Origin of the sequence: Kitasatospora terrestris, from assembly GCF_039542905.1 — a bacterium.
GTDB lineage: Bacteria > Actinomycetota > Actinomycetes > Streptomycetales > Streptomycetaceae > Kitasatospora > Kitasatospora terrestris.
Genome location: NZ_BAABIS010000001.1, coordinates 4,047,845 through 4,072,432 on the forward strand (window position 1 = coordinate 4,047,845; position 24,588 = coordinate 4,072,432).

General features: G+C 72.1%; 19 protein-coding genes and 1 pseudogene. 5 read left to right on the forward strand and 15 right to left on the reverse strand.

All coding sequences use genetic code 11. From position 1 onward, the window contains the following. Positions 1-129 precede the first annotated feature (129 nt). Positions 130-3,522 (forward strand): hybrid sensor histidine kinase/response regulator, encoded by a 3,393-nt coding sequence (locus ABEB06_RS18675; RefSeq protein WP_345698001.1) that lies wholly within the window; start codon positions 130-132, stop codon positions 3,520-3,522. Between the two features lie 7 nt (positions 3,523-3,529). On the opposite strand, the gene ABEB06_RS18680 is transcribed toward ABEB06_RS18675, so the two are convergent. Both ABEB06_RS18680 and ABEB06_RS18685 read right to left on the reverse strand, forming a co-directional pair. Then, positions 3,530-5,041 (reverse strand): sensor histidine kinase, encoded by a 1,512-nt coding sequence (locus ABEB06_RS18680; RefSeq protein WP_345698002.1) that lies wholly within the window; start codon positions 5,039-5,041, stop codon positions 3,530-3,532. Next, a complete protein-coding gene (locus tag ABEB06_RS18685) occupies positions 5,034-5,711 on the reverse strand; it encodes a response regulator transcription factor (protein WP_345698003.1) in 678 nt (225 codons plus the stop codon). Before ABEB06_RS18685 ends, ABEB06_RS18680 begins: the two co-directional genes overlap by 8 nt. Before the next feature lie 224 nt (positions 5,712-5,935). On the opposite strand from ABEB06_RS18685, the gene ABEB06_RS18690 reads away from it, so the two are divergent. Beyond that, entirely contained in the window at positions 5,936-6,562 is a 627-nt protein-coding gene (locus ABEB06_RS18690) for a PepSY domain-containing protein (protein WP_345698004.1), read from the forward strand. A gap of 112 nt (positions 6,563-6,674) precedes the next feature. Here the strand turns inward: ABEB06_RS18690 and ABEB06_RS18695 are convergent, their stop codons facing one another. From ABEB06_RS18695 to ABEB06_RS18705, 3 genes are all read right to left on the reverse strand, one after another. Then, complete coding sequence (locus tag ABEB06_RS18695; RefSeq protein ID WP_345698005.1) at positions 6,675-7,241, reverse strand: DUF4396 domain-containing protein; 567 nt, start codon at positions 7,239-7,241, stop codon at positions 6,675-6,677. Between the two features lie 104 nt (positions 7,242-7,345). Continuing rightward, entirely contained in the window at positions 7,346-9,007 is a 1,662-nt protein-coding gene (locus ABEB06_RS18700; protein ID WP_345698006.1) for a long-chain fatty acid--CoA ligase, read from the reverse strand. Between the two features lie 203 nt (positions 9,008-9,210). Continuing rightward, positions 9,211-10,242 carry a DUF1906 domain-containing protein gene (locus ABEB06_RS18705; protein WP_345698007.1) on the reverse strand — a complete coding sequence of 344 codons (1,032 nt, stop codon included), beginning with the start codon at positions 10,240-10,242 and terminating at the stop codon, positions 9,211-9,213. 140 nt (positions 10,243-10,382) lie between these two features. Between ABEB06_RS18705 and ABEB06_RS18710 the strand changes: the two genes are divergently transcribed. Next, complete coding sequence (locus ABEB06_RS18710) at positions 10,383-11,339, forward strand: EamA family transporter (protein ID WP_345698008.1); 957 nt, start codon at positions 10,383-10,385, stop codon at positions 11,337-11,339. Between the two features lie 234 nt (positions 11,340-11,573). Here the strand turns inward: ABEB06_RS18710 and ABEB06_RS18715 are convergent, their stop codons facing one another. Beyond that, positions 11,574-11,906, reverse strand: coding sequence for a hypothetical protein (locus ABEB06_RS18715; protein ID WP_345698009.1), 333 nt, complete (start codon positions 11,904-11,906; stop codon positions 11,574-11,576). A 405-nt stretch (positions 11,907-12,311) separates the two neighbouring features. Then, positions 12,312-13,676 (reverse strand): FAD-binding oxidoreductase, encoded by a 1,365-nt coding sequence (locus ABEB06_RS18720; protein ID WP_345698010.1) that lies wholly within the window; start codon positions 13,674-13,676, stop codon positions 12,312-12,314. A gap of 698 nt (positions 13,677-14,374) precedes the next feature. On the opposite strand from ABEB06_RS18720, the pseudogene ABEB06_RS18725 reads away from it, so the two are divergent. Continuing rightward, positions 14,375-15,579: pseudogene (locus tag ABEB06_RS18725) on the forward strand (IS110 family RNA-guided transposase). On the opposite strand, the gene ABEB06_RS18730 reads toward ABEB06_RS18725, so the two are convergent. From ABEB06_RS18730 to ABEB06_RS18750, 5 genes are all read right to left on the reverse strand, one after another. Next, entirely contained in the window at positions 15,572-16,057 is a 486-nt protein-coding gene (locus ABEB06_RS18730; RefSeq protein ID WP_345701896.1) for a hypothetical protein, read from the reverse strand. The pseudogene ABEB06_RS18725 and the gene ABEB06_RS18730 sit on opposite strands and share 8 nt — an antisense overlap. A gap of 588 nt (positions 16,058-16,645) precedes the next feature. Beyond that, positions 16,646-17,071: a HEPN domain-containing protein gene (locus ABEB06_RS18735; protein ID WP_486334165.1), complete on the reverse strand. Its 426-nt coding sequence runs from the start codon at positions 17,069-17,071 to the stop codon at positions 16,646-16,648. 85 nt (positions 17,072-17,156) lie between these two features. Beyond that, positions 17,157-18,317, reverse strand: coding sequence for a DUF262 domain-containing protein (locus ABEB06_RS18740; RefSeq protein ID WP_345698012.1), 1,161 nt, complete (start codon positions 18,315-18,317; stop codon positions 17,157-17,159). Between the two features lie 67 nt (positions 18,318-18,384). Further along, complete coding sequence (locus tag ABEB06_RS18745; protein WP_345698013.1) at positions 18,385-19,371, reverse strand: IS481 family transposase; 987 nt, start codon at positions 19,369-19,371, stop codon at positions 18,385-18,387. Between the two features lie 58 nt (positions 19,372-19,429). Further along, positions 19,430-20,782, reverse strand: coding sequence for a PP2C family protein-serine/threonine phosphatase (locus ABEB06_RS18750; protein WP_345698014.1), 1,353 nt, complete (start codon positions 20,780-20,782; stop codon positions 19,430-19,432). 387 nt (positions 20,783-21,169) lie between these two features. On the opposite strand from ABEB06_RS18750, the gene ABEB06_RS18755 reads away from it, so the two are divergent. Further along, positions 21,170-21,814, forward strand: a complete 645-nt coding sequence (locus tag ABEB06_RS18755) for a bifunctional DNA primase/polymerase (RefSeq protein WP_345698015.1) — start codon at positions 21,170-21,172, stop codon at positions 21,812-21,814. 172 nt (positions 21,815-21,986) lie between these two features. Here ABEB06_RS18755 and ABEB06_RS18760 read toward each other — a convergent pair whose 3' ends face one another. The 3 genes from ABEB06_RS18760 to ABEB06_RS18770 form a co-directional block, all read right to left on the reverse strand. Continuing rightward, the gene (locus ABEB06_RS18760) at positions 21,987-22,964 is read right to left on the reverse strand and encodes a DUF5926 family protein (RefSeq protein WP_345698016.1); all 978 of its coding nucleotides are present in this window, start codon (positions 22,962-22,964) and stop codon (positions 21,987-21,989) included. 62 nt (positions 22,965-23,026) lie between these two features. Continuing rightward, complete coding sequence (locus ABEB06_RS18765) at positions 23,027-23,512, reverse strand: ATP-binding protein (RefSeq protein WP_345701897.1); 486 nt, start codon at positions 23,510-23,512, stop codon at positions 23,027-23,029. A 179-nt stretch (positions 23,513-23,691) separates the two neighbouring features. Next, positions 23,692-24,504: a glycerophosphodiester phosphodiesterase gene (locus ABEB06_RS18770; RefSeq protein ID WP_345698017.1), complete on the reverse strand. Its 813-nt coding sequence runs from the start codon at positions 24,502-24,504 to the stop codon at positions 23,692-23,694. Between the last annotated feature and the right edge of the window lie 84 nt (positions 24,505-24,588).

The following is a 24,588-nucleotide window of genomic DNA, read 5'->3' on the forward strand; positions in this document are numbered from 1 at the left end:
CGACTGCGATGATGCCACAGCCTGAGGCCCTGGCACCAACCACGGACAACGATACTGGGCGGGTCCTCCACGACGCAAAGAAGAATGAGATACTTCAGCCTCCGGAGAGCCGTGAGGAGACCTGTCGACGTGAGCAGCAGGCCGACCCGAGGCGCTGCTCGCCTCGCCGCGATACTCGACGCACTGCCCGACCCGCTGTTGCTGGTGAACAGCAACGGCACCGTGGTGGACGCCAACCAGGCCGCCGTGCAGAGCCTTCAGGCGCCCGGCACCTCCCTGGTCGGGATGGGCGTGCTGGACCTGCTTCCCGAGTTCGACCCGAGCCGGATCCCCGGCTCGATGCGGCCACCGGCGAGCGAGACCGAGAGCCTGGACCGACCCGTCCGGATGACCGCCCGCCGGACCGACGGCACCACCTTCACCGTCGAGGTCTCCGGCAACGACTTCACCGACGACGGCACCGGCGAGGCGCACGGGTTCCTCTCGTACGCCACCACCGACCGGGACCTCCTGCTGCTCCTGGTCCGCGACCTGACCACCCGGCTCGGCGTCGAGGCGGAGCTGCGCCGGCAGCACAAGCAGACCGAGATGATCCTGCGGGCCGCCGCCGAGGGCGTGCTCGGCGTCGACCTCGACGGCCGCGTGGTGCTGGTCAACCCGGCCGCCGCGCACATCCTCGACTACCGGGCCAGCGAGCTGGGCGGCCGCGAGCTGCACCCGCTGATCCAGCACTCCCAGCCGGACGGCAGCCCGCTCGCCCTGGAGGGCTCGGCGCTGCTCGACACCCTGATGTCCGGCCGCAAGCACCGGGTGAAGAACACCGTGCTGTGGCGCAAGGACGGCTCCCCGGTGACCGTCGACCTGACCACCGCCCCGGTCCGCGACGGCGACCAGCTGGTCGGCGCGGTGATGACCTTCACCGACAAGACCCGCGAACTCTCCCTCAACGCCCGCAACGAGCATCTGACCGCCGTCCTGGAGCAGGAGCTCGGCGACGCGCTCGGCGCCCTGCACCGGCGGATCGACGCGCTGGCCGGCGACCCGGCCGGGCAGCTGTGGCCGGAGGCCAACTGGACGCTGCGCCGGCTCGCCGACGAGTGCCGGCGGTTCGAGCGGCTGATCGAGGGCGTCCTGGACCACCAGCGCTTCGAGGCCGGGGCGGACGGCGGCAAGAACGCCCTGGAGCTCGAACCGGTCGGCCTGGACGCGGTCGTCCAGCTCGCGGTCGAGCAGGCCGGCGAGCTGGTCGGGCCCGGCCGGGTCCGCTACTCGGTGCACGCCGCCGCCGTCGAGGTCGCCGCCGACCGCGAACGCCTCGCCCGGGCACTCGCCCACCTGGTCGCCGACGTCAGCGGGGTGACGCCCTCGCTGGAGGCCGGCGGCGGCGCGCCCTCGCTCGGCGTTCCGGCGCTGCCGCCGTCCGGCGGGGACGTGCCGATGGTGGTGCTCGCCGCCGCCCAGCGCGGCACGGTGGCGCGGATCGAGGTCCGCGGCCCGGCCCGCAAGGCCAGCGCCGTCCACCTGCCGATCGCGCGCTCGGCCGTCCAGCGGCACGGCGGCGTGCTCCAGCGCCACGAGCTGCCCAACCGGGCCGGCACGACGTACGTGGTCGAGCTGCCGCTGGACCCGGACGCGGCCGCGTCCGGCCCCGAGGCGCGGCACGTCCCCAAGGACACCGACACCGCGATGCTGCCGGACCTGCCGGAGGTCGCCCCGGCGCCCGACGGCGCGGCGGACGGCGCCCGCGCAGGCGGCCGGCCGGCCGCGGCCGGAACACCGGAGGACGACCGGAACGGCGCAGCCGCGGCGGCCTCCGGCCCGGCCGCCGGTGCCGACGGCGCGCCGCGCGGGCCGATCGCGCTCGGCCCGGGCCGGGCCGACGACGCTTCCGCGCAGGTCCCGGCTGGCGGGCAGGCAGCCGCTCCGGCCGCCGACGCCGCGGTCGGGACAGGCTCCGGGCCCGGTACGGATGGTGCGCCCGCCGAGTCGCAGCCGGCTGCCGACGCCGGCCGGGCCTCGCGGCGCCGGCGCAAGGCCTCCGCGGGCGAGGAGTCGCACGGCGCGCTGTCGCTTCCGGGCATCCCGGACCCCGGCACGCCGGTGTACCCGGGCCTGGAGCACGCGCTGCCCGCCGGCCCGCCGGCCACCGCGGCGGCGACCCCCGCGGTCCAGCCGACCGGCCGCCGCCGGCGCCTCGCGCTGCCGACCGACCACGCCGACGCCTCCGAGGCGGCGACCACCGTCCTGCCCGCCGTACCGGCCCTGCCGCCGACGGCCGATCGGCCCGCCCCGGCCGCCGGCGAGCTGCCGGGCGGACAGCCGGGCGACCAGGAGGCGGTCGACGGGACCGACCGGGTGGCCGCGCAGGCCGCTCAGGCCGGGCCGGGCGTTCCGGGCACCGGCCTGGCACCGGTCTCGGGCGCCCTGGAACTGGCCGGGCGGCCCGGTCCCGCGGCGGAGCCGGCGCAGCCGCGCCCGGTGAGCAGCGGGCTCGGCGAGCTGGCGCCGCCGCGTCCGATGGGCGGCGGCTTCGCGACGACCTTCCCGGGGGCGGAGGCGGCGCGGCCCGAACTCGCGCCCGCCGAGGTGAACGGGGCCGCCGGCGCGAACGGTGCGCTGAACGGTACGGCGAACGGGACGGCCCAGGCCCCGGGACCGGCCTCGGGATCGGCCTCGGCCGAGCTGCGGACGCCGCCGCGGCCGATGGCCGAGCTGGCCGCCGCCAAGGAGTCGCAGCCGGAGATCGAGGCGCAGGCCATGGTCCCGAGCGTCGACGGCACCCCGCGCCGGCTGCTGGTGTGGCCCGAGCCCGACCCGTCGACCAAGCAGGCGCTGACCGACCGCGGCTACCGCCCGGTGATCGTGCGCTCCCGCGAGGAGGTGGACGCGCAGATCGCGGGCCTGCCCGCGGCGCTGTTCGTCGACCCGCTGACCGGGCCGATCACCCGGACCGCCCTGCAGTCGCTGCGGACCGCGGCGCTGAACAGCCGGGTGCCGGTGCTGGTCACCGCCGGCCTCGGGCAGGCCACCCGGGACGCCGCGTACGGCGCGGACCCGGCCGTGCTGCTGCGGGCGCTCGCGCCGCGCGACAGCGAGCAGCACGCCGCGCGCGTGCTGCTGGTCGAGTCCGACCCGGACATCGCGGCGGCGCTGATCGCCAGCCTGGAACGGCGCGGCATGCACGTCGAACACGCGGCCGACGAGAACGAGGCGGTCGCCCGGGCGAGCAGCGTCCAGCCGAACCTGGTGGTGATGGACCTGCTGCAGATCCGCCGCCGCCGGGTCGGCCTGCTGGACTGGCTGCGCGCCAACGACCGGCTGTACCGGACTCCGCTGGTCGTCTACACCTCGGTCGACCTGGACCCGCAGGAGCTGCCGCGGCTGCGGACCGGCGAGACGGTGCTGTTCCTCGCCGAGCGCTCGACCACCGAGGACGTGCAGTCCCGGATCGTCGACCTGCTGACCCGGATCGGCGCGATGGGCGAGATGTCCGTCGCGGGCGGTGTGCCGCAGGCGGGCTGACCGCCGGTCAGCCCGCGGCCAGGGGGTCCCCGGCCAGGGGGTCCCCGGCCAGGGGCAGGCGCAGGACGAACCGTGCACCGGACACTCCGGGCGCGCCGGGCGCGCCGGGCGCGCCGGGCGCGCCGGGCGGCTCGGCGGTGAGGGTGCCGCCGTGGTGGGTGGCCAGGTCGCGGGCGATGGCCAGGCCCAGTCCGGCGCCGCCGAGTTCACGGCTGCGCGCGTCGTCGAGCCGGGTGAACCGTTCGAAGACCCGCTCGCGGTCCTCGGCCGGGATGCCCGGGCCGTCGTCGCGGACCTCCAGGACGGCGGTGCGGCCGACGGCCCGGACCCGGACCTCGATCCGGCGGCCGGCGTAGCGCTGGGCGTTGTCCAGCAGGTTGGTGAGCAGGCGGGCGAGCCGGGTGCGGTTGCCCCGCACGGTGGTCCCCGGCGCCAGGTCCGCGGCGACCGGAACGCGTTCGGGGCCGCGGACGGCGAGGGTGTCCTCGCAGAGCCGGGCCAGGTCGAGCGGCTCGGTGGCGACCGGTTCGGCGGCGTCCAGGCGGGCCAGCAGCAGGAGGTCGGCGGCCAGGTCCTGGAGCCGGACGGTGTCCTCCAGGACCTCCCGGACCAGCTCCGGCCACGGCGCCGACCCCGGGTGGGCGAGGGCGACCTCCAGCTGGGTGCGGAGCACGGTGATCGGGCTGCGCAGTTCGTGCGAGGCGTCGGCGATGAAGCGGCGCTGGCGGGTGCCCGCATCCTCCAGCCGGTCCAGGGTGGCGTTGACCGTCGCGGCGAGCCGGGCGACCTCGTCGTCCGTGTGCGGCACCGGCACCCGGCGGTGCAGGTCGTGCTCGGTGATCTCGGCGAACTCGGCCCGGATCGCCTCGACCGGCTGCAGCGCCCGCCCCGCCACCCGCCACGTCACCAGCGCGACCGTGAGCAGCAGCAGCGGCACCCCGACCGCGAGCGACAGCGCGGTGGCCCGGAACGCGGCGTCGATGTCGCGCAGCGAGGTCGCCGCGTAGACCGTGTACCGGCCGACCGGGCCGACCATGGTGGCCTGGACGACGCGCTGGCGGTACTCGCCGTCCACCGGCACCGGCGCGTCCGGGGGCTGCGGCGGCTGCGGCCGGACCGGAGCGTCCCAGCCCTCGACCGCCCGGACGTCCTCCCTCGGCGGCCCGAGCAGGCCCTGGCTGAACGCCACGACCGCGCCGTTCTCGTCGACGACCTTGACGAAGTCCGTACCCCGCACCGGGAGCACGGGCGGGAGCCGGCCCGCCGCCGCCATCTTGGCGATGCCCATGGCCTGCTGGGTGGCGGCGTCGTCCGCCCGGCTGAGCAGGTAGGAGTGCAGCATCGCCATCAGGGCGACGGACGCCGCGCCGAGGGCGAGGGCGACGGTGGTGGTCGCGGCGAGGGTCGCCCGGGCGCGGACCGAGCGCGGGACCAGGCGGGCAGCGCGGCGGCGCAGCGCGTCGACGGGGCGGGGCGCTCGGGGGACGAGGGGCGAGCGGGGTGGGAGGCGGTCAGCCACCGTCCACCGCCAGGCGGTAGCCGGCGCCGCGTACGGTGCCCACGGTGGCGCGGCCGTACGGGGTGTCGATCTTCCGGCGGAGGGCGCTGACGTGCACCTCCACGATGTTCGGGTCGCCGTCGAAGGCGGAGTCCCAGACGCTCTCCAGGATCTCCCGCTTCGACACCACCCCGCCGCCCGCCCGCGCCAGGCACTCCAGCACGGCGAACTCCCGGGCGGTGAGGCGGATCTCCGCGCCGGCGCGGGTGCAGGTGCGGCGGGCGGGGTCGACCGCGAGGTCGCCGAAGGCGAGCGTCTGCGGCAGGCGGCGGCCGGTCCGGCGCACCAGGGCGCGCAGCCGGGCCACCAGCACCACGTACGAGAACGGCTTGGAGAGGAAGTCGTCGGCGCCCGTGTCCAGCGCCTCCGCCTCGTCGTACTCGCCGTCCTTCGCCGTGAGCATCAGGATCGGCGTCTCGTCGCCCGCGGCCCGCAGCCGGGCGCACACCCGGTAGCCGTTCAGCCGGGGCAGCATCAGGTCGAGCACGATCGCGTCGTAACCGTGCTCGGTGGCCAGCCACAGTCCTTCCTCGCCGTCGTGGGCGAGGTCGACGGCGAAGCCCTCGGCGCGAAGTCCGCGCTGCAGCGCGGCGGCGAGCCGCCGTTCGTCCTCCACCACCAGTACGCGCATGGCGTACAGGGTGACAGCAGGGGTGTTCGTTCGGCCTAAACGCCTTCAGCGGACCTTCAGCCTCGGCCGACCCGGCGCCGACGGGACCGCTCGCGCATGCGGACGCGCGGAGGCCGCGCCGAGGCCGCACGGAGGCCGCGCGGTGTCTTCAGGTTGGCTTCAGGAGGGTGGCGGCATGCTGACGGCCTGCCGGGCAGGGGTCCCGGCGGTACGAGGAGCGTGTGATGTCGGAAGCGAACGGGCCGGAGCCGGTGGAGACCGCCGGGGAGGAGCCGGTGGCGGCGAAGCCGTCCGGGCGGCGGGGGTTCGTGTGGCTGCCGCGGCGCCGGTGGGCGCGGTGGACGGCGGGTGCAGCCGCGGCCGTGATGCTGGGGGCGCTGGCGGGGACGACGGTGGTGGTCGCCGCTCACCACGACGGGATGCGGGTGCGGGCGTTCGAGGCGGAGGGGAAGCCGTTCCCGCCGCTGCCGGGTGGGGTGTTCCGGGGGCCGAACGGTGAGGTCCGGGCGCTGAAGGGCGGCCCCGGGGGCTACCGGGTGGACGGGGACGGCCCGGCCGTACCGGTGGTGCCGGGCCTGCCCGGGTTCGTCGTGGAGGGCCGGGGGACGGCGCAAGGCGGCGGGAAGCTCGCGCCCGCCCCGCTGCCGTCGGTCGCGGCTGACCAGGCGCTGGCCAAGGCGGTCGCCGCGGTGCCGGGCGGCAAGGCCGCCGGGCTGACGGTGGTCGGCCGGGAGGGCGGGGGCAGCTCCTGGCTGGTGGAGGTGCTCGGTTCGGACGGGGTGCGGCACCTGGTGACGGTGGACGGCACCGACGGCTCGGTCACCGGCAACACGGTGGCCGACGGCCACTGAGCGGAGCGGAACCGGCCGGGGACCGGCAACGGGGGCGGACGGACGCGGGGCGGCCCGCCGGGGAGAGGGGATCTCCCGGCGGGCCGCCCCGCGTCGCCGTTCCGACGGTGGGTCAGTGGTAGGCGTGGACCACGGCGTGGCCCTTGCCGCGGCCGATCAGCCAGCGGTTGACCGGCACGGTGACCAGGAAGGCGAGCACCAGCGAACCGGCGAGCGACCCCCAGAACAGCAGGTCGCCGAGGCCCGCGTCCATCGCGCCGGGGACGGCGACCATCGCGGTGTTGTCGATGACCTCCATGACCACGATCGACACGGTGTCGGCGGCCAGCGCGACCTTCACCGCCTGGCCGAAGGTCAGGCCGGCGCGGAGGACGCCGCGCATGGTGAGCGCGTAGCCGAAGACGAAGGCGAGCAGGACCGAGAGCACGATGGTGGTGCCGTTGTGCAGGCCGAACGCGGTGCCGATGACCAGGCCGAGGACCTCGCCGACGGCGCAGCCGGTGAGGCAGTGCAGGGTGGCCTGCGCGGCGGTCCGCCAGCTGCTCCCGCCGCCGCCGTGGTGCGCGTGGTGCTGGTGATCGTGGTGCTGGTGGTGCTCGTGCTGGGCGTGCTCGTGCTGGGTTTGCTGGTGCTGGGCGTGCTCGTGCTGGGCGTGCGCTGCGTGGTCTCCGTGGTTCATGGCCGGCCCCCGTCCTCGTCAGGCTGCGTGTTGCGTACGACTGCCACAACGACATACCCCCTGGGGGTATTCCGCAGCCTGACAGGAATCTTCTCCGGGCCGGGTTACTCCTTGCCGAGGACGGTGACGTCCAGCTGGTCGGCGGCGTACTCGGCGCGGATCACCTTCTTGTCGAACTTGCCGACCGAGGTCTTCGGCACCGCCTCCACGATCGCCCAGCGCTCGGGCAGCTGCCAGGACGCGATCCGCCCGGCCAGGAAGGCCCGCAGCTCGGGGAGGCCGGCCGTGGCACCGGGCCGCAGCACCACGGTGGCCAGCGGGCGCTCGCCCCACTTCTCGTCCGGGACGGCGACGACCGCGGCCTCGGCGACCTCGGGGTGGGCCATCAGCTGGTTCTCCAGCTCGACCGAGGAGATCCACTCACCGCCGGACTTGATCACGTCCTTGGCCCGGTCGGTGAGGGTGAGGAAGCCGTCCGGGGTGATGGTGCCGACGTCGCCGGTGCGCAGCCAGCCGTCCTCGCTGAACTTGTCGTCGGGGCGCTCGGGGTCGTTGCCCGCGCCGCCGAAGTACGCGCCGGCGATCCACGGGCCGCGGACCTCCAGCTCGCCGGCGGCCTCGCCGTCGTGCGGCATCCGCTCGCCGGCCGGGCCGATCAGCCGGGCCTCGACCGAGGCGGGGAACCGGCCCTGGGTGACCCGGTACGGCCACTCCTGCTCGGGGGTGAGGCCACCGGGCGGGGTGGCGAAGGAGCCGAGCGGCGAGGTCTCGGTCATGCCCCAGGCGTGCACCACGCGGATGCCGTGACGCTCCTCGAAGCCCTTCATCAGGGCGGGCGGGCAGGCGGAGCCGCCGATCACGACCATGCGCAGCGAGGAGACGTCGTAGTCGCCGCCGTCCAGCTCGTCCAGCAGGCCGTTCCAGATGGTCGGGACGGCGGCGCTGACGGTCGGCTTCACCGCGGCGATCATCTCGGCGAGCGGCTCGGGCTGCAGGAAGCGGTCGGGCATCAGCAGGTTGGCGCCGGACATGAAGGCGGCGTGCGGGATGCCCCAGGCGTTCACGTGGAACATCGGGACCACCGGCAGCGCGGTGTCCTGGGCGGTCAGGCCGAACATGTCGGCGGCGTTGACCTGCAGGCAGTGCAGGTAGACGGAGCGATGGCTGTAGACCACGCCCTTGGGGTCGCCGGTGGTGCCGGAGGTGTAGCAGAGGGCGGCGGCGGTCCGCTCGTCCAGGTCGGTGCGCCACGGGTAGTCGTCGGGGCGGTCGGCGATCAGCGCCTCGTACTCGTGCACGGTGCCGGCGAAGCCGGCCAGCAGCGCCGGGTCGTACGCGCCGGAGACCACGATGTGCTTGAGGGTGTCGTTCAGCTGCGGCAGGACGCCGGCCAGCAGCGGCAGCACGCTGCCGTTGACGATGATCACGTGGTCGGCGGCGTGGTCGATGATGTACGCCAGCTGGTGGGCGGGCAGCCGCAGGTTCAGGGTGTGCAGCACGGCGCCCATGGAGGGGACGGCGAGGTACGCCTCCTGGTGCTCGGTGTTGTTCCACATCAGGGTCGCGACCACGGTGCCCTCGCGGACGCCCAGCTCGTCCCGCAGCGCGTGCGCCAGCCGTCCCGCCCGCGCGCCGACCTCGGCGAAGCTGCGGACCACCGGACCGGCACCGTCCCAGGTGGTGACGGTGGAGCCGCCGTGGATGGTGGACCCGTGCACCAGGATCCGGGCGACGGTGAGCGGAACGTCCTGCATCGTGCTGTACACGCGGGGTCCTCCTTGACCGGACGACACTCGACTACCCGCTAGTAGCCGGGGGTTCCGCCCGATTCTTCCGCCGCGGCCGGGGCGCTGTCAGCAGCCGCGACCCAGATGAGACCTGCGGCTCACCCGGAATCCGCCCCGCAGGACGGCCGGCGGCCGGCCAACGTCCGGCGGACGGCGGACGGCGGACGGCGGACGGCGGACGGTCACCGGGCGACCGGCGCGTCCAGTCGGTTGCGGTCGATGTTGAGGGTGACGCCGCCGTACGACTCCTGGACGTTGCCCTGGTACTGGTGGATCCGGCTGCGGTCGCGCCACAGGTCGGCGGCGCCGAGCGCGCCGGCACCGTCGGTGGTGGTGGCCCTGCCGTCCCAACGGGCGTACCAGACCGCGTCCGGCAGCGGGGTGCTGCCGGCCCGGGCGGCGGCGGCCAGGTCGGCGACGCCGGAGTCGGTGGAGGAGTAGAAACCGGAGCGGTAGCCCGCCTTGTGCAGGGCCTGGGTCCAGCCGAGGGTGAACTCGACCACCGCCTGGCTGCACGCCGACTCGCGCGGGTACGACTCGATGTCCAGGTAGACCGGGCTGCCGCCGCGCAGGCCGAGCGCCTTCATCGCGCGGACCGCCGCGGCCGCCTCGTCCCGGCCCTGCTGGGCGGCGCGCGCCGGGTCGATCCGGCTGGTCTTGCGGCTGATCGTGGAGCACGGCGCCTGCAGGCCGACGTGGGTGGGGATCAGCCGCCAGCCCATCTCCCTGGCCTTCGACACCCAGTCGGCGGTGAGTCGCGGCTGGTCGCAGGCGCGCTGCGCGCCGCTCACGTAGATGCCGAGCGCGCCGTACGGGGAGGTGCCGCGCCAGGCGCGCAGGGCGTCCAGCGAGGGGGCGGTGCAGGCGTCGAAGCCCTCGCCGGTGAACAGCTCCTGCGGGAGCGACTCGCGGCGCTTGGCCCAGCCGGTGTCGGGGAGCGCCTTGCGGGTCAGCACGACCGGCTTCGATGCCGGTTCGAGCTGGGCCCGGCCGATCTGGGCGCTGCGGCCGGGGCGGGCGGGCTGGGCGGTGAGCTGGGCGGCGGCAAGCTCGACGGTGTCGGTCGCTGCCGGGCCGGTCGCGGCGGTGGGTCCGCCGGCACCGGCGGCGGCTGCGGTCGTGGCGGCGGGCTCCGGCTCGGGGAGACCGCCCTCGGCGGCGAGGAACAGGACGAGAGACGCGGCCGTCAGGGCCGCCGGTCCGAGGAAACGCACCCTCCAGAGCTACTGACCGTTCATCACATCGAGGCGCGGACACGCTGAGGGCGTGACGTCGGTCACCCCTGTGGCGGGTATCCGACCTGCAGAAGTAACTGGCTTTGACCTTGTGCACTCCTTACGCCAGACTCGTCCGCATGCCCAGCACCACCACCGCCACCACCGGCCCCGCGCTCACCACCGCCCCCGACGCCCGCTCCTTCTCCCGTCCCGTGGTGGAGGTGCGACGACGCGCGCGAGGCGTCCCCGCGCCGGTGCTGTGCGTGGTGTCGATGGTCGCGGTGCAGCTCGGCATCGCCGCCTCCAAGCCGCTGTTCGGGGTGCTCGGCGTCGCCGGGGCGACCTTCCTGCGGCTCACCTTCGCCGCCGCCGTCCTGCTCGCCTTCACCCGGCCCCGGTTGCGCGGCCGCAGCCACCGGGACCTGGTGATGGCCGGACTGCTCGGTGTGGCGTCCGCCGGGATGACCGCGCTGTTCGCCGGCGCCGTCGACCGGCTGCCGATGGGCACCGCCGCCACCATCGAGTTCCTCGGCCCGCTCGCCGTCGCCCTGGTCTTCGCCCGCCGGGCCGGTCACGTCCTGTGGGCGCTGCTGGCCGGCGGCGGCGTCGCCCTGCTCACCCTGTTCGGCTCCGAGGGCCCGGACGGCGCCGGACTCGACCCGGTCGGCTTGGCGTACGCCTTCGGCGCGGCCGCCTGCTACGCCGGGTACATCCTGTTCACCGACAAGGTCGGCGCCGCCTTCAAGGGCTTCGAGGGGCTGGCCGTCTCCTTCACCATCGCCACCGTCGCCCTGGCACCGTTCGGCGCCGCGGAGGCCTGGCACGGACTGGCCGCCTCCGACACCCCGTGGCTGGCGCTGCTCGCCGTGGCCGGCGTGGCACTGCTCTTCCCGGTGCTGCCCTACGCGCTGGAGATGACCGCACTGCGACGGATGGAGCAGCGGGTCTTCAGCGTGATCGTCAGCCTCGACCCCGCGGTCAGCGCCGCGGTCGGCCTGCTGGTGCTCGGTCAGCTGCTGGGCTGGCCGCAGGTGCTGGGCATCGGCTGCGTGGTGCTGGCCAGCGTCGGGGCCACACTCACCGCGCGCCGCTGACGCCCCGCGCGGCGCTGACGCCCACACGCCGCTGACGCCCTCGCATCCGTGCGGCCGTGCGGCCGTGCGGCCGTGCGGCCGTGCGGCCGTGCACCCGTGCGTCCGTGCGGCCGAGCACCGGACACGCAGGAGGGGCTCGGGGAGGTGTCTCTCCGAGCCCCTCTGTCGTCCGTCGTCCCGTCGGACCCGCCCGGTGCGGTGACCCTTTCCGGCCGGGCGGTGCGACGGCCGGCGTCAGTCGGCGAGGACCGGCGCGAAGACGAAGGTGAAGTTGGCGTTGGACTGGTCGGCGAGGACCAGGCCCGCGTTGTCCTTCACCCCGAGGTTGTTGTTCTGGTTCGAGGCACCGGCCCCGGTCGCCGTCTGCTGCGTCCAGCCGTAGTTGCCGTCGACGGAACCGAAGACGTTGCCGCTGCCGATGTTCGAGACCACGCTGCCGTTCGAGCCGTGGTCGGCAGCCGCACCGTTGTCGGCCGCTGCGGCGCCGACCCCGACGAGCAGCAGACCGGCTGCGAGCGGGACGGCGGCCAACAGGCCGGCCAGGCGAGTGGTGCGGAAGCGCGCCATGAATTCCTCCGTGGTGCCGTGGTACTGGGAACTGCTGATGGTTGCGGGAGTTCGCGGCCAGACGGACCCCTGCGGCTGCGACGCCGAGGACCAGACTTCCGCAACAAATCGACAAAGCACCAGCACCGGAACGGCTTTTCCCCCGTTAGCGTGACGTCGACGTGTCGGCGCATAGTCCGCACATCATCGGTTCGTTGACAGACACACCGCCGCCGACCTGCGAATTGACCCGTACGGCTGCGGGCCGCACCCAACCGGACGCCGCGCGGGCGGAGCACGTTCGGCGAGCCGCGCGACTCGCACGGCGCACGAACCACCGAACGCGCCCCGGAAAAGTCGAATCAGCCATCCATGTCGACATTTCCAGCCGAATCGACCCACTTTGGATGAAATGAATAATGACGGTCAGAAGGTCTTACCCGGATTGAGGATTCCCAGCGGGTCGAAGACTCCCTTGATCTGCCGCTGCAACTCCAGCCCGACCGGCCCCAGCTCCCGCGCCAGCCACTCCCGCTTCAGCAGCCCGATGCCGTGCTCGCCCGTCACCGTGCCGCCCAGCTCCAGCCCCAGCGCCATGATCTCGTCGAACGAACGGCGCGCCCGCTCCGTCTCGTCCTCGTCCTTCGCGTCGAAGATCACCACCGGGTGGGTGTTGCCGTCGCCCGCGTGCGACACCACGCCGATCGTCAGCCGGTGCCGGTCCGCGATCTCCGCCACCCCGTTCAGCATCTGCGCCAGTCGCGCCCGCGGCACCGCGACGTCGTCGATCATCGTCGTCCCCATCCGCTCCATCGCCGGCAGGGACAACCGCCGCGCCTGCATCAGCAGCTCCGACTCCGCCCGGTCCTCGGCCGGCACCACCCCCGTCGCCCCAGCCTCGGCACACACCTCCGCCACCGCCGCCACCCGTTCCCGGCGGTCCGGACCGTCGAACGCCACCAGCAGCAGCGCCCGCGTCGACTCCGGCAGGCCCATCTGCGCCATCTCGTTCACCGCGCGCACCGTCGTCGCATCCATCAACTCCATCAGCGACGGCACGAACCCCCGCGCCATCACCTCGCACACCGCCGCCCCCGCGGCGTCCACGCTGTCGAACTCCGCCGCCAGCACCAGCGCCGGCTCCGGCGCCGGACGCAGCGCCACCACCGCCTCCACCACCACCCCCAGCGTCCCCTCCGAGCCGACCAGCAGCCGCGTCAGGTCGTAGCCCGCCACGCCCTTCGCCGTCCGCCGCCCGGTCCGCAGCAGCCGTCCGTCCGCCAGCACCACCTCCAGGCCCAGCACGTACTCGCTGGTCACCCCGTACTTCACGCAGCACAGACCACCCGCGCCGGTGCCGATGTTGCCGCCGATCGTGCACGACTCCCAACTCGACGGGTCCGGCGGGTACGCCAACCCCACCTCGCCCGCCGCGCGCGACAGCTCCGCGTTCACCACCCCCGGCTGCACCACCGCGATCCGCTCCACGGGATCGACCGCCAGGATCCGGTTCATCTTCGTCAGCGACAGCAGGACGCAGCCGTCCACCGCGTTCGCCCCGCCCGACAGGCCCGTCCGCGCACCCTGCGGCACCACCGGCACCCGCAGCTCGCTCGCCGTCCGCATCACGTGCTGCACCTGCTCCACCGACTCCGGGAACACCAGCACCGCCGGCTCGCCCGCCGCGCAGAACCCCGCCATGTCGTGCTTGTACGCCGCCAGCACGTCCCCGTCCACCGCCACCGCGCCCGCCGGCAGTCCCTGCCGCAGCCGCTCCACCAACTCGCCCATACCGCGCCGCCTCCGCACTCGGGTACCCCTGTCCGCCTCGCACTCTCCCCCGCCCCGAAGTACACGGCAAGCACTCGGGCCCAGCCCGCTTCCGGCCCGCCCGCGGACCACGACGGCGCCCGACCGGGTCGTCCGGTCGGGCGCCGTCGTCAAGCAGCGCGAATCAGCCGGACAACGGCACCACGGCGAGCCACACGCGCCCCCAGATCCCCACCGCACCGGCGGCCGCCGACGCGAACCGCCCGAAGCCTCCGCGTGCCTGCGCCGGCCTGGCCCGGATCCACCCGCCGCACACGAGCACAGCCGCCAGCACGGCACCGACAGCCCAAGTCGCCCCCGGAGAAGTCCGGTACGCCCACCGGGCACCGAAATGCACCCCGCCGAACCGAGCACCAGCACGGTGACGACGACCTCCAGCACCGCTTCCCCGCCCAGGTGCGCCAAGGTCCGCCCCGGGCCCGCCCCCCCGTTACCTTCTTCGTGGCCCCGCAACGGGGCTCCCGGCCTCCGGTCCGGCATGACTGTTCCCCCCTGTAGTTCGCATGATCCGGGGGGTGGTGTCACCGGGCCGGAGGCATCGGTAGACCGCTGATAGAGGCAGGACCACCAGCGTGCTGGGAGGCTCTTCGTAACGTGGATGCCGGCGACTGGTGCCACGCCAACGAGGCCGGGACAGCACGACCTCGTAAGGGATCAGCGTGATCGACACCGACGACGTGGACGTCTTCCTCGGCCTGGACGTCGGCAAGGGCGAACACCACGGAACCGCGATGACCCGGGCCGGTAAACGGGTCTTCGACAAGCGGCTGCCGAACAGCGAGCCCAAGATGCGGGCCATGCTGGACAAGCTCACCGCGAAGCACGGCACCGTCCTGGTCGTGGTCGACCAGCCGGCCTCCATCGGCGCCCTGCCGCTCGCGGTCGCGCGGGACGTCGGATGCCGCGTCGCCTACCTGCCCGGCCTGACGATGCGCCGCCTCGCCGACCTCTACCCCGGCGAGGCCAAGACCGATGCCCGCGACGCGGCCATCATCGCGGACGCCGCCCGCACCATGCCGCACACCCTGTGCGGTATCGAGCTCGCCGACGAGACCATCGCCGAGCTGGAGATGATCGTCGGCTTCGACGACGACCTCGCCGGCGAGGCAACCAGGATCGCCAACCGGCTGCGCGGCCTGCTCACCCAGATCCACCCGCATCTGGAGCGCGTGCTGGGGCCCAGGATCGACCACCCCGCGGTGCTGGCCCTGCTGGAGCGGTTCGGCTCGCCGGCCGCCCTGCGCAAGGCCGGACGCCGCCGCCTGCTGAACATCGCCCGGCCGTTGGCCCCGCGCATGTTCGAGCGCCTGGTCGAGGACATCCTCACCGCGTTCGACGAGCAGACCGTCGTCGTCCCGGGCACCGAGGCAGCCGCGCTGATCGTGCCGAGTCTGGCCGGCTCGCTGCGGGCCGTCCTCGACCAGCGCAAGGTCCTGGAGAAGCGGATCCAGGAACTGCTGGACGAGCACCCCCTCTCGAAGATCCTCACCTCCATACCCGGCATCGGAACCCGGACCGGTGCCCGGGTTCTGATCGACGTCGGCGACGCGAGCGCGTTCCCGACCGCCGCCCACCTCGCCTCCTACGCCGGGCTCGCCCCTGCGACCCGCAGTTCCGGGTCCTCCATACGCGGTGAGCAACCCTCCCGCCGGGGCAACAAGCAGCTGAAACGGGCGTTCTTCCTGGCCGCGTTCGCCTCGCTCGGCGATCCGGCCTCCCGCGCCTACTACGACAAAAAATCGGTCAGGGGAAACGCCATACTCAGGCTCTCCTCTGCCTGGCCAGACGCCGGGTCGACGTCCTGTTCGCGATGCTCCGCGACGGGACCTTCTACGAGTCCCGGCCGGCCACAGCAGTCAGCTGAGCTGCGGGTCCGCCATCAGCAGCACACGGTCCGCCGCAGGGTCGAAACCGAGCACCGGATTCCCGTAGTCGCCTTCGGCCGTCATGACCACCTGCTTGCCGAGCCGACGACCGACCGCGGCCAGGAACTCGCACAGGACGTCTACGCCTTCCTGGCCCTGCAGTTCGCGAAGGTCGACATCGAAGTCGATCTCCTCGACAGACATCGGACGGAAGATCGCCAGCACGCCCGGGACCGGCCAGACCCGCAGATCGACCGTCTCCGCATCAACGGGCCGCGCCAGCACCTCCGCCGCAGAAGGCAGCGGACCCGCGACTCCGCCCTCCAGGTAATCCCACGTCCATCCGCTCGACCGGACCAGGTCAAACATTGCCTGCCAGTCCTCGACCGTGGTGCCCTCCACACACACGTCCGGCAGAGCACCCATCAGCTCAGGGTCGAAGAAGTTCCTGACGTTGTCCCACAGCAGATCCGGCATGTCGCCATGCTGCCCGGCCAGCGCGCCCGGACGCAGCCCGATTTCCTTGACGAACCCCATAGAGGCACCCCCCGACAGCCCGCGATCGCACGCACGACCGAACGACGAAGGGCGGGCGCCGACTTGCGTCGACACCCGCCATTGCGCGGTGGATCATCCACCCTGGCGGAGGGTGTGGGATTTGAACCCACGGTGGCGCAAGGCCACGACAGTTTTCAAGACGAACACCACCTTCAGCCCAAATTTGTGTCCTGAACTGCGGGCATACTCCAGTAGGAGTCACGCAAATAGGAGGCTGGCCCACAGATGGCCCACAGTCCAGGTAGACATCCTCGGGTTAAGGACGGCCCATCTCCGGAGCAACGACCCGAAGCACTGTCACCACAGCATCAAGGCGCGCCGGACTGGCGTAGCCGCTAGCGGCCGATCCGGCCATCCTCCGCCACCGTGATCCGGTCGCACAGCACGGGCCGGCCGAGGACGGGGAACAACAGCATTCATAGCCTGCCAGTTTGGGCGAAAGGCTCTATGGAGGGCGACGACTACGGATCACACGCACCGAACTCCAGCACTACGGACCGCCGACACTTATCTGGGATCCAGTTTTTCAATAAACCAATCTGCGACGATATCAACATCCGAGCGCAGAGCTACGGCCTTTGCGGAGTTCATCCCCTCATTGAGACCGTGGGCGATCTTATGCCTCCTGTCCACGAGGAGTGATATCTCGCGATACAGGCGCTGATCATCCTCCTCAAGCAGTACTTTGAACTCATCCGAGAGGGCCCCATCAAACCTCCCAAGGAGCTCCATCATATTGTCCGGGGATGGGTTTCGCGTGCGAGAGAGCCACGTTAGAGCAAATGTCCGGACAAGGCCAAATGACTTGTCCGCCACGAACGCTCGCGCAGTTTCATAGGTCACCTGCTCCAGATATCCACAACTGCGAATAACCAGGAACCTGGTAAGCCAGATGTGCTCATCATCGCTCCTCCCCTTGGGCCTCTCCGCCACAGATGAAGTTAGAGAATCGAGTGATTCCTTCAGGCTCGGGATCGGCCATGGCGGCCACTGATTACGCACTAATCCCCCTGGGAAATCAGGCGCGCGAGAAAGCGCGAGTGGCCAGCTCCAGCCGAGTCCTCACACTTTCTTCAGTGCCGGTCGATCCAGAAATTACGGCCGCCATTGCATCGTCTTTCACGAGTCGATTTGCAGCTCGCGTAACGCTCGGCCGGGAGACGTTCTCCTTCACCTGGATTCGCCGCATTAGACCGACAAGCAATGCTTCCGCGAAGGCAACATTAACGCGGTTGCTCTGGAAGCGCAGGGCGTTCTTCCCCGGCCCACCGAGGAGGGCCTCAGACGCGTCCGTGAAGTTCTTGCGAATCTCATCGACGGGCAGCCCCTGAAGCTTCCTATGGTTCCCCAAGAAGTCATTGAGGAACTTTTTCAATGGGCGATAGTATCCGTTCGCATTGGTATAGAGAGCAACAATTCGAAGAATTAGCTCCTGATCCCTGAGCCGCGGGGATCGCGGTCCATACAGCTGCCGCCAAGCCGGAGTCTTGTTCAGCTCTTCAAGGAAGTCGACAAAAACTCCCGGATAAAGGGCGATTCGGATCTCGTGCGGCGTAAGCTGAGTTCCGCCGGAATTGAGCCGTTCAAATACCTGATAAATCGACTCTAGCGATTCATTCGAGCCGTCCGTCTTGACAATTGTCGCCTGAATGAACGTATTGTCGAGCTGGCGCCTCAACTCGGGAGGGAGCGTATTATAGGTCAGCCCCTTAAAGGAATCGGCAACGTTATCAAGGGCAAACTCTCGCCCCTGGTGGACTCCGGCATAGAATGCAGCCATCGACCGCAGGCGCTGCTGGCCATCTAGCACCAGGTAACGCTTATCCGCCTGCTGGACTAGCATGATCCCGGGGATTGGATACCCCAACAGAAGAGACTCGATGAAACGGTCCATTTGCGGGCGGCGCCATACGAACCCGCGCTGGAATCCGGCGGTTTCAAGAGACGGGTCTCCGTGACCGAATGTCGGAATTACAATGTCTTGCCTATTGAGGCGGCGAACAATTCCCTCTACGTCGAAATCAGTACCGGTATAGGAAACGGGCTCCGCTTGCGGCTCCGCGGAATTGAGCTCATCGAGCTCTTCTGCCGTAAGCTCTACACCCTCAGCCTGCTCGTTCGAGTCAGTTTCTTGCACCACTGCCGCCCCTTTTACGCCTGCACAATCTTCCACGACCATTCACCGACGACACTATGGTGTCAGGCAGGTGGGGTGCGAGGCTAGTTGTGCATCTGCCGGAGCTTGGTTACACCTGGCTCTCGGTCTTCTGCTTGAGGCGCTCGTAAGGGGTCTGGCCGCCGAGCGCGCCGTGTGGGCGGTGGAAGTTGTAGTAGTCCTCCCATTCTCGGAGTTTGTCGTTGAGGACGCCGGTGTCGTCGGTGACGACACCGGCGAGCATGCGGTAGAACTCCTCGGCGTCGATGCGGTGGGAGCGTTCGACCTTGCCGTTGAGGTGCGGCGATGCCGGCTTGATGTAGGTGTGGGCGATGCCTCTGTCGAGGACGTGCCAGTGGAACGCGGACTGGAACTCCGCGCCGTTGTCGGTCTGGATCACCTCGACGCGGAACGGAAGTCGTTCCAGGACGTAGTCCAGGAACTGGACGGCGGTCTTCTGGTCACACCGTGGGTAGATCCGCAGCACGCGCAGCCGGGTGCAGTCGTCGATTGCGGTGAACTGGTAGTACTTGGCCCGGCGGCGGGTCTTGGGGGCCGTGCCGGTGACCGGAACCGGGGTCTGGGGCTGGGTTGGGAGCCCGATCGGTTCGATGAACTTCACGTCGATCTGGACACGGTTGCCGGGCAGCTGCTTCTCGTAGCGGGTGTGGCGCTTGTCGTGGCGCTGGTAGCGCTGGGACGAGGGCAGGCGGTTCAGGCCCAGCCGTTTGAGGATGCGGTAGACAGCTGAGCAGGCGATGTCGATGTCGTGGTACCGCTTGAGGTACATCTGGATCTTCATCGGGCCGAAGTGGTAGTTCTGCCGCAGGTAGACGATCTTGTTCACGATGTCGGCGTCGGTGGCGTGCGGGCAGTGGTGCGGCGCGCTGGAGCGGTCGCGCAGGCCCTCGATGCCTTCCTCCTGGTAGCGCCGCTGCCACTTGTAGAAGCAGTTGCGGCTGATCCCGTAGTACCGGCAGGTCAGCGAGACGTTCCCGGTGACTTCCTCGGCGTGTCGCAGGACCGCCAGGCGTCGCTGGGCCTGGCGGTCCTGCTGCTGTTGCAGCGAAGGGGGCATAACAGGACTCCGTCGTAGTCGGAGATCCATGTGTCACCAATGTCCGGCAGTTTTATAGCTAGTCGAAGCGCACGGCGAGCACCACCAGGTCGTCCTCGGCCGGCCCGTCGCCGGCCACGGCCGGCGCCAGCAGGTGCTCGCACAGCCGGTCCGGGTCCAGCCGGACGTCGCGCGGCGCGTCCGAGGCGGCCCGCCGCAGCGCGGCCTGCCCGCCGTGCAGGGTCGATCCGCAGCGCCGGGCGAGGCTCTCGGTGTACAGCACCAGGACGTCGCCGGGTTCGGCGGTCAGCTCCACCCCGGGCGCCTCCCAGCAGCTCAGCATGCCGAGCGGCGCGGACAGCGAGGTCTCCACGAAGTTGGCGCCGAAGCGGGTGAGCAGCACCGGCGGGCAGTGGCCGGCGCCGGCCAGCGAGATCTGCCGGTCGTCCGGGTTGACGCAGGCGTACACCGCGGTCGCCGACCGGGTCGGCTCGGTGGTCTTCAGCAGCAGTTCCAGGTCGCCGAGGACGGACACCGGGTCCTCGCCCTCCAGCACCGCGTACGCGCGCAGGGCGGCCCGCACCCGGCCCATCGCGGCGGCCGCGCCGGGCGCGGAACCGGGGCCCGCGCCCGGGCCGTCGCCCAGCACGCTGCCGACGGTGAGCCCGAGCGTGCCGTCCGGCAGGGCGATCGCGTCGTACCAGGCGCTGCCCGCCGAGCGCTCCAGCGCGCCGGGCCGGCAGCGGGCCGCGACCTTCACCCCGGGCGCGGTCGGCAGGTGGTCGGGCAGCAGGCCGCGGCGCAGCGCCTCGGTGGCCCGGACCGCCTGCTCGGCCTCCAGCTGCCGGGCCAGCAGCTGCGCGGCGAACTCGCAGTAGCGCTGGGCCAGGTGCTCGCGCCGCTCGTCCGGGCGGCCGGGCTCGTCGTAGAACCAGGCCGCGGCGCCCAGCGGCCCGTCCGCCTCGGTGGCCAGCGGCAGCGCGTAGCAGGCGCCGAGGCCCAGCTGGGCGGCGACCTCGCGGAACCGCGGGCCGACCGTCGGATCGGTGGCCAGGTCGTCGATCAGCAGCCGGCCGCCCCGGACGGGGTGGCTGAGCAGTTCGGCGAACGGGCCGTGCTCGGCGGGGACGGTCTCCAGCGCGCCGAGCATCGAGCGGTCCAGGCCGAGGCCGACCGGGCGGCCCAGGGTGCGGGCCGGGCCCGGCCGGACGGTGACGATCAGGCCGCGGCGGGCGCCGAGCAGCGCGGCGCCGGAGTCCAGCACGGTGTCCAGGGTGGCGGCCAGGCCGCGCGCCCGGGCCAGCAGCTCGGTGTGCTCCTGCAGGCTGGTGAAATCGGACAGCCATCCGGCCAAACGGTCCTGCAGGTCGGCCGAGGGCTCACCGAAGTCGGGCAGCGTCGCCACCGGCAGCAGCGGTTGGACGTCGGTCATGTGCAACTCCCCACAATCCGGAACATGTCACGCAGGACCCCCGAGACCGACCGATACGGTTCTTGACTCACTTCTCGGCACGAATCCACCACTTGTACACAGCCCGATCGGGGCATGTCCATACCGCTGCCGGGACCGGAGTGTGACGGATGATCAAGTCGCGTTCGGGATCGTATGCTTCGGCCGCCACTCACCCACCCGAGCGGGCGCCACCTCACTCGTACGGTGGAACCGGGGGCCTCCGGGCGGCGTCCATCTGGACGTATGGGGGATTCTCGTTCCAGGGCCCGGTCTCCTCGCGGTGCCTCCCCCACACAACTCAGCCCGGTCACCCACCCCGGTCGCGGAAGGGAACGAGCCGCCATGCGCCGTACGCGCCCTGGTCAGATGTCCGAGCCGACCGCCCGGCTGTGGTGGCCGCCCCTGCGGCGGGCCCGGACGGTCGCCCTCGCCGCCGCGCTGGACGCGGCGGTCGGCCGGGGCTGGCCGGTGGTGCCCGGCGCCCGCGCGCTCCGCGGCGACGACGGCCCCTGCTCGTGCGGCGCGCCCGTCTGCCCGGCCCCGGGGGAGCACCCGCTGGATCCGCCGCTGGAGGCCGCCACCACCGACCCGCGGATGGTCCGCTGGTGGTGGGAGCGGCGGGCGCCCGGCGCGCCGGTGCTGGTGGCCACCGGGCGGGCGGTCTGCGCGGTCAGCCTGCCCCGCGCGGCCGGGCCGTGGCTGCTGCGCCACCTCGCCGAGACCGGGGTGATGGCCGGCCCGGTGCTCGCCACCGCCGACCACTTCGTACTGCTGACCGCGCCGTACACGCTGGACGAGTTGGGGTCGCTGCTGGCCGAGCGGCCGTGGGTGCCGGGGTCGCTGCGCTACCACGGTCCGGGCGGCTACCTGGCGCTGCCGCCGTCGCGGACCGGCGCGGGCGGGGTGCACTGGGTGCGCCGGCCACTGCAGGGGGAGCCCTGGCTGCCCCAAGTCGGCACGCTGCTCGGAGGCTTGATCACCGCCAGTGCGGTCACCCTGCCGCACCGGTAAAAAAAGATCCGACCGCTGGCGACGGGGGATGCACCAGCGGTCGGACTATTGAAACAGTAACAAAGATCCGCCTCCGCGCCAATTTGTCCACGCCGACGGGGTCTTGGAATTTTCCGCAGGCCGGATAAATGTGACGCAGGTCACTCGAAGGCGCCTCGATTCCGGAACGGAATCAGTTCAGCGTGACCTGACGGCTCACCAGGTTGGCGCGCGCCCGACGCTCCTCCGCGGTCAGCGGGGCCGGCGCGGCCAGCACCTCGGCGAGGCGCTGCGCGAACTCGGCGGCCGGCTTCTCGCAGTCGTCCGCGGTCATCTCCAGCGGCAGGTCCCAGACCGGCACCGTCAGGCCGTGCGCGCGGAACGAGCCGACCAGCTTGGTGCCCTCGCCCAGCGAGGAGGTGCCCGCGGCGGACAGGCGCGCCAGCGCGTCCAGCAGTTCCTCCTCCGGCACGGTCATCACCCAGCGCAGGTGGTTCTTGTCCGGGGTGCCGCACCAGTACGCGGAGTCCACGCTGGTGACCTTCTCGGTGGGGATCGCCGAGGCGTTGGCGCGCTCCAGCGAGGCCGCGACCTCACCGGTCGCCGACTCGGCGTCCTCCAGCCAGAACTCGAAACCGGTGTGCACCGCGGGGGTGAACTCGGCCGAGGTGTCCAGCAGTTCCTGCAGGCGGCGGCCGCCCGCACCGGTCCGGCGGGCCGGCACCGGGCTGCCCGGCTCGGTCGCCAGGGCCGCCTCCAGCGCCTCCGCCAGGTCACGGCTCAGGTCGCCCGACGAGGACTGGGTCTGCAGGCCCAGCATGATCGAACCGTCCGGGCGGCGCAGCGCCGGCCAGGCCAGCGGCAGCACGGTCGCCAGCGTCACCGACGGCACCTCGCCCACCGCGGACTCCGCCACCCCGGCGGCCAGCGTCAGCGGCACGGTCGCGGCCGGCACCAGCTCGCGCAGCGCCACCCAGTCCGCCTCGCCCGGCAGGCCCTCGAACGGGCGGTGCACCAACTCCTGCACCGCGTGGGCGGCCTGGCGGCCGTGGCAGGCCTTGTACCGGCGGCCGGAACCGCACGGGCACGCCTCACGGGCACCGACGACGGGGATGTCACCCTCGACGGCGGTGGACTGACCGGTCTGCTTCTTGGCGGCCTTCTTGGCCATGGTGCGGCTCTCCCGGGGACGGCGACGTTGCTCCCCGCAGCCTAGACCTTCACGCGCCCCGCTCAGCGGCCGTGCCGCTCCGCAGCCGCTCCGACCTGCTCGAACGCCGGCAGCTCCGCCCACACCGTCACCTGACCGGGTGCGTGCCGCACCCCCCAGTCGCTGGCCAGCTCGCCCACGATGTTCAGCCCCCGGCCGCCGTGCGCGCTCACCGACGGACTGCCCGGCCGAGGTCTGGTGCTCGCGCCGCCGTCGGTCACCTCCAGGGTGAGCAGCCCGTCCCGCCGCATTCCCCACCGCACCAGCACCGTTCCGTCCTGATCGGCCGACGCCTCGTCGACGTCCAACGGACGTGCGTGCCGACAGGAATTGCTGAGCAGTTCGGAGAGAATCAGCACCGCATCGTCGATCACCGCGTCAGGTATCGCGCGGTCACCGAGATCGGTACGCAGCCTGCGCCGGGCCACGCCGACGCTGGACGGACCGTGTGGAACCGCCATCGCCGATGAGGTCGTCCCGGCTGCAACTGGCACAGTACGCGCCACCATCAACGCCACCCCCGGACCTCCTTCAGCTCCTGCCGAGGGATGGATGCCCCTTGGTAATGCGTCGGAAACGGGCGTTCGGCGATCGTCGACGGCCATTTCGGGGCACCGCCACACACGGTGTGCAAAAGGTGATGCGCAGCTCACGTTCCGTCGTGAAAACGGCTGGAAATTAACCGTTTTCAACGACCGAGCTGAGCGAGTACCTCGGCCGGCCGATTGGTGATCAGTGCCTCGACGCCGAGTTCCAGACAGAGTTCGACATCTTCCGGCCGGTCCACCGTCCACACGTGCACCCGGTGCCCGGCCCGGCGCAGCGCCGTCACCAGCCCGGGGTCGCGGCGCACCAGCTCGATGCCCGGTCCGGCGATCCGCGCGCCGCCCGGCAGCGCCCTGGTCCGGCCGATCACCGGCAGCTTCCGCTCCAGCAGGTACACCGTGGGCACCTGCGGCGCGGCCCGTCGCACCCGGTGCAGCGACAGCTCGGAGAAGCTCATCACCCGCACCGAGGACTCCGCGGGGTCTTTCGGCATCAACCCGAACCGCTCCAGCACGCGCAGCAGTTCGGCCTCGGTCCGGCCCGCGAACCGGGTCGGGTGCTTGGTCTCGATCGCCAGCTCCACCCGCCGCCCGGCGTCCGCCACCAGCTCCAGCAGCGCGCTCAGCGTCAGGATCGACGCCGGGATCGGCGCCTGCGGCGACTTCCACGAGCCGAAGTCCAGCTCGGACAGCTGCGCCAGGGTCAGCGACGAGACCGCGCCCTGCCCGTCCGAGGTCCGGCGCACCGTGCGGTCGTGCACGCACACCAACTCCCCGTCGGCGCTCAGCCGGACGTCGCACTCCAGCCCGTCCGCGCCCTCCTCGATCGCCCGGGCGTACGCCGCGACGGTGTGCTCGGGCAGGGCGGCGGAGGAACCGCGGTGCGCGATGACCTTCACGGCCGAGCGGTCGGCCGGGGCGGCTGCGCCGGGAACGGGGAGGGGCTGGGTGTCCACGTCAATCACCCTACTGGGGCTCCCGTGACGCCCCCGCACCGCCACGGGGAACCCGGGGTGAACAGCTCCGCCGGGGCGTGCGCC

Coding starts and splice junctions, on each gene's coding strand:
- ABEB06_RS18685 (WP_345698003.1), bottom strand. CDS start 5,711: ATGCGCGTACTGGTGGTGGAGGACGAACGGCGGCTCGCCGCCGCGCTG.
- ABEB06_RS18690 (WP_345698004.1), top strand. CDS start 5,936: ATGTCGGAAGCGAACGGGCCGGAGCCGGTGGAGACCGCCGGGGAGGAG.
- ABEB06_RS18695 (WP_345698005.1), bottom strand. CDS start 7,241: ATGAACCACGGAGACCACGCAGCGCACGCCCAGCACGAGCACGCCCAG.
- ABEB06_RS18710 (WP_345698008.1), top strand. CDS start 10,383: ATGCCCAGCACCACCACCGCCACCACCGGCCCCGCGCTCACCACCGCC.
- ABEB06_RS18715 (WP_345698009.1), bottom strand. CDS start 11,906: ATGGCGCGCTTCCGCACCACTCGCCTGGCCGGCCTGTTGGCCGCCGTC.
- ABEB06_RS18720 (WP_345698010.1), bottom strand. CDS start 13,676: ATGGGCGAGTTGGTGGAGCGGCTGCGGCAGGGACTGCCGGCGGGCGCG.
- ABEB06_RS18730 (WP_345701896.1), bottom strand. CDS start 16,057: ATGCCGGATCTGCTGTGGGACAACGTCAGGAACTTCTTCGACCCTGAG.
- ABEB06_RS18740 (WP_345698012.1), bottom strand. CDS start 18,317: ATGGTCGTGGAAGATTGTGCAGGCGTAAAAGGGGCGGCAGTGGTGCAA.
- ABEB06_RS18745 (WP_345698013.1), bottom strand. CDS start 19,371: ATGCCCCCTTCGCTGCAACAGCAGCAGGACCGCCAGGCCCAGCGACGC.
- ABEB06_RS18750 (WP_345698014.1), bottom strand. CDS start 20,782: ATGACCGACGTCCAACCGCTGCTGCCGGTGGCGACGCTGCCCGACTTC.
- ABEB06_RS18755 (WP_345698015.1), top strand. CDS start 21,170: ATGTCCGAGCCGACCGCCCGGCTGTGGTGGCCGCCCCTGCGGCGGGCC.
- ABEB06_RS18760 (WP_345698016.1), bottom strand. CDS start 22,964: ATGGCCAAGAAGGCCGCCAAGAAGCAGACCGGTCAGTCCACCGCCGTC.
- ABEB06_RS18765 (WP_345701897.1), bottom strand. CDS start 23,512: ATGGTGGCGCGTACTGTGCCAGTTGCAGCCGGGACGACCTCATCGGCG.